Annotated in this window: 4 protein-coding genes and 1 pseudogene; 3 read left to right on the forward strand and 2 right to left on the reverse strand. The window is 58.5% G+C overall.

Annotated elements, in window-relative coordinates:
* Nucleotides 1-448: 448 nt before the first annotated feature.
* Together WCA53_RS05040 and cynR are read right to left on the reverse strand one after the other, a co-directional pair.
* Nucleotides 449-1,521: pseudogene (locus WCA53_RS05040) on the reverse strand (IS1182 family transposase); the annotation flags it as partial.
* Nucleotides 1,522-1,861: 340 nt separating this feature from the next.
* Nucleotides 1,862-2,776, reverse strand: a complete 915-nt coding sequence (gene cynR, locus WCA53_RS05045; protein ID WP_423906320.1) for a transcriptional regulator CynR — start codon at nucleotides 2,774-2,776, stop codon at nucleotides 1,862-1,864.
* Between the two features lie 123 nt (nucleotides 2,777-2,899).
* Here cynR and WCA53_RS05050 point away from each other — a divergent pair, with 123 nt between their 5' ends.
* From WCA53_RS05050 to WCA53_RS05060, 3 genes are all read left to right on the forward strand, one after another.
* Nucleotides 2,900-3,559 (forward strand): carbonic anhydrase, encoded by a 660-nt coding sequence (locus WCA53_RS05050; protein WP_423906323.1) that lies wholly within the window; start codon nucleotides 2,900-2,902, stop codon nucleotides 3,557-3,559.
* 43 nt (nucleotides 3,560-3,602) lie between these two features.
* Nucleotides 3,603-4,073 (forward strand): cyanase, encoded by a 471-nt coding sequence (gene cynS, locus WCA53_RS05055; protein WP_423906326.1) that lies wholly within the window; start codon nucleotides 3,603-3,605, stop codon nucleotides 4,071-4,073.
* 123 nt (nucleotides 4,074-4,196) lie between these two features.
* Nucleotides 4,197-4,353 (forward strand): DUF4148 domain-containing protein (locus tag WCA53_RS05060; protein WP_423906329.1); only part of this gene is annotated, 157 nt, incomplete at its 3' end.

Consider the following 4,353-nt stretch of genomic DNA (forward strand, 5'->3'; position numbering starts at 1 on the left):
CTCGTGCGCATGCGCACCTTGGGACAACTCCGTGCGTTGCAGCCGCAGTGAACCAAAAATGCGCAAGAGAACGTCATAAACAGGTGCGAAAACCGAAATTAACCGGTCCATATTCCAAACTATGAGAAATCCCCTGCCGAAAATTCTGATTAAGCTCATTGCTCAGTAAAGTCGGCTTGTATTTCCGCAGCCTGTTAAAGATCGGAAGCTTGTGAGCTTGCTGACAGACTGGGATATCTCCGTGTCCGTTGAAGAGCTATACATTCAGATTCTCTCGGCTGAGAACAGGCTGCGGTCTCGAAAAGTGCGCGAGGTATCCGCTTTCCTTGTCGATGCGATCAGATCGCCCCCTTACTGGGACAATGTGTAGCTTTCGACCTCGGTGCTCGTGGTCATGTCCTTGAGCTCTGCAGAAAGGGGATAGAGCGGGCGACAACTTCGTCTTTGGTATATTCATGAGGCGCTTGAGGTTGTAGGCCAGTACTTGAAGGCTCATCTCCGTGCTCACGCGGCCAAGCGTCCGGGTCAGGAAGTGTGCAGGACCCATCCAGTGCTTGAGCGTGCCCAAGCCATGCTCGACAGTACTTCGGCGGATGGTCATGGCATCGGGTTTCCGGCTTGGGGACGTAAGCGCTGATGTTGTTCAGATCGCATGCCCGGATTTCCGGGCCACTGAAGTAGCCCCGATCAGCCAGCACTTTCAGCTTCGTCTTGCCCATCCCGGTCTTCGCTGAGAGCGCCATCTTGCTAAGTTGCCCGTGATCGTTTCCGACATTAGTCACCTCGTGTTCGACGATCAGGTGGTGCTTCGCGTCGACGGCGGCCTGTACGTTATAGCCCACTATGCCGGATCCTCTTCCGCTTGTTGCCATGGACCGCGCGTCGGGATCCGTCATCGATAGCTGTCTGTCCGGTTGCTTCTGCAACTGTTTTTTGACCTGTTCGAGCTCCCGCATCTTCTGGCGCAAGCGGGCGATCTTCTCGTACAGACGCTCGGTCTTCACGTCGAACCTGTCGGACTTTTGCGGTCGGCGGTTTCAATCGCATCGAGGTATCGCTGAACGCTTTCCTCAATCTGCTGCCGACGCTTGGCGATCTTGGCGGCCGTGTAGTTCTTGTCACGGCTGTTCACGGCCTTGAACTTGCTGCCGTCGATGGCCACCCTGTCGCCGGATAACAGCTTCAGTTCGCGACACAGTTCGACGAAATGCCGGCATACGTTACGAATGGCCAGGCCGTTGTCTCGGCGAAAGTCGGCGATCGTCTTGAATCTGGTGCCAGGCGTCCTGTCAGCCACATCAGCTCGACTTTGCGTTGGCATTCGCGCTCAAGACGCCGGCTGGAAGGTGTACGGTTCAGATACCCGTAGATATAGATCTTGAGCAGCGCACCCGGATGGTAGGAAGGACGGCCCGTCACTGCAGGGGTGGTGTCGTTGAAGCCGAGCGTCGTGAGGTCCAGTTCGTCCACAAAGACGTCTACGATCCTTACCGGGTCGTCCTGTCCGATGTAGTCATCCATTCATTCTGGAAGTAGTGCGAACTGTTTGCGGCCATCGCCTTCAACGAATCACTTAATGAGTCACCCGGTCTCAATGCGTTGAATCAGTTTAGGCGATCAATGCGTTTTCACACATCTCGACCCACAAGGGACATTCGCCGTTTCATTCGCAGCCGTCCGGCTTACGAGCGTACAGCAGACACTGGGGGCGGTCACCCTAAGGAACAGCCTTGCAGAGCGCGACGAACAGAGCCGTTTGCGCAGCGTCCACGGGCAGCGTGCCGGAGTTCATCCTGCACCAGCGCTGCATTTCAGCGGAGTGGCTTCGCCGCCCGTCGAGGCAGTTCGGACTGTTTGCATTTTATGAAGCCGCGGGTGTCCGCCGGCCACCCGTTTTAGCCGCGTATTCCTCAAGCGCAAGCGCGATGAATGCCCTTGTTGCCGCGCTTCGATACGCGCCTTTGCGCAGGAGCAACGCAGCGGTTCGCTGCGGCAGCGCCGGCTCGAGGTCCACCAGACGCAGTTCGCCGTGCTCGCGCGCGATCGCGGCCGGCAGCAGGGTGGCAAGCGTGCTGCGGTGCACGAGCTCGATCACGGCGCTGATCGAATTGACCTCCATCGCAATTCGTGGCGCGACGCCATGCTGCTTGCAATATCGATCGATGTAATGACGCGTAGCAAACTCTTCGTTGAGCAGCACGAGCGCTTCGCTCTCGAACTCGCGAAGCGTCAACGCGGTGCGCTTTTTCGCATACGGGTGCGACTTGCCGACCATCATCGCCAGCGCCTCGACGAACAGCGCCTGAGTTTCGATGTCGGGCAAGTGCGTGTCGTCGAAGCCGATGCCGACGTCGAGCGCATCGTCGTTCAACAACACTTCCATCTGGTCCTGCGGCATTTCGAGGATGTTCAGTGTGATGTGCGGATATCTGCGGTTGTACTTCTCCAGCAACGGACCGATCAGGTACGCGGTGAACGTCGGCGTCATCGCGAGGCGCAGTGAGCCACGGCTCAATTCCTGCACGTCGTGAATTGCCCGGCTGCCCGCTTCCAGGTCCTGAAGCGCGCGCTGCGCGTAGCGAACATAGGCCGCGCCAGCGTCGGTCAACTGGATTGTCCGGCCGGAGCGGTCGAGCAATTGCACGCGCAGTGTGTCTTCCAGTTGCCTGATCTGTTGCGACAGCGTCGGCTGCGACACATGCAGCGCCTCGGCCGCGCGCGTGAAATTACGGTGTTCCGCGACCGCCAGAAAATAACGGATGTGCCGCAGCAGCATGGGGCCTCCCTGAACTATTGGTGTTTCCTATGCGCCTGATAATAAACCGGTCTTGGACGCTATAGTTGGATCGGCGCATTCTTCGTCCATCGGTTTTCAACCAACACCCTGACGGAGCGAAACATGCAAGACATCATCGACGGCTTCCTGAAGTTCCAGCGCGAGGCGTTTCCGCAGCGCTCCCAGCTTTTCAAGCAACTAGCCACGAGCCAGAACCCGCGTACCCTATTCATTTCCTGCTCGGACAGCCGGCTGGTACCGGAGCTGGTCACGCAGCGCGAACCGGGCGACCTGTTCGTGATCCGGAACGCCGGCAACATCGTGCCCTCGTACGGTCCGGAACCGGGCGGCGTAACGGGCACGGTCGAATACGCGGTCGCCGCGATCGGCGTCACCGACATCGTGATCTGCGGTCACTCCGACTGCGGCGCGATGACGGCGATTGCCACCTGCAAGTGCATGGACCACATGCCAGCGGTGCGCAACTGGTTGCGTTACGCGGATTCTGCGAAGGTCGTCAACGAGGCGCGTGAGCACAAAAACGAACGCGACCGGGTCGACTCCATGGTCCGCGAAAACGTGATCGCCCAACTCGCGAACATCAAGACTCATCCCTCTGTGCGGCTCGCACTCGAACAGGGGCATCTGGCGCTGCACGGCTGGGTGTACGACATCGAAAGCGGCTCGATTGATGCGCTCGACGGCGCGACGAACCGTTTCGTTTCTCTCGCGGAACATCCGCATGCCTGTGCAAGCCCGGCTCGACTTAACCTCGCTGCCTGAACACCTGTTTTCCAAACTTCAATTCATCTCAAGGAACATCATCATGACGCAATCACAATATCGCCAAGCCTCCCGCGAAGCCCTGGCCGACGCAATCATCGACGCAAAGGTGCGCAAGAACCTGACGTTCGAGCAGATCAACGAAGGCACGGGTCTAAGCCTCGCATTCGTTACCGCCGCGCTGCTCGGCCAGCATCCACTGCCGGCCGGCGCCGCGAAGGTTGTCGCCGACAAGCTCGGACTCGACGAAGACGCAGTTCGTCTGCTGCAAACCGTCCCCGTGCGCGGCAGTATCCCGGGTGGCGTGCCGACCGATCCGACCGTCTACCGCTTCTACGAAATGATCCAGATCTACGGCTCGACGCTCAAGGCACTGGTTCACGAGCAGTTCGGCGACGGCATCATCAGCGCGATCAATTTCAAGCTCGACATCAAGAAGGTCGACGATCCGGAAGGCGGTTCGCGTGCCGTGATTACGCTGGACGGAAAGTATCTGCCGACCAAGCCGTTCTGAGATCAGAGGGGAGTCATTCTTATGTGAACGACTCCCCATATCGATTCGAAATACCGGTTAGCCAATTGAGGCCATGGAGGCGTCAGGCTTACTGACAAAACTCTTTCCTCAATGGAGAACATCATGAAGATCCGCATTCTTGCCGCGTTTATCGTTGCAAGTGCTATCGCGGCTCCCGCTTTCGCAGGCACCGACGCGCCCGCGTTGACCCGCGCACAGGTGCGTGCAGAACTTGTTCAGTTGCAAGCGGCCGGCTACGACCAGTCTCGCGGCGAAGACG

This window comes from Caballeronia sp. (assembly GCF_049581465.1).
Classification (GTDB): domain Bacteria; phylum Pseudomonadota; class Gammaproteobacteria; order Burkholderiales; family Burkholderiaceae; genus Caballeronia.

Bases quoted from the DNA above. Each gene is read 5' to 3' on its own strand.
- cynR (WP_423906320.1), bottom strand. From the start codon at position 2,776: ATGCTGCTGCGGCACATCCGTTATTTTCTGGCGGTCGCGGAACACCGT.
- WCA53_RS05050 (WP_423906323.1), top strand. From the start codon at position 2,900: ATGCAAGACATCATCGACGGCTTCCTGAAGTTCCAGCGCGAGGCGTTT.
- cynS (WP_423906326.1), top strand. From the start codon at position 3,603: ATGACGCAATCACAATATCGCCAAGCCTCCCGCGAAGCCCTGGCCGAC.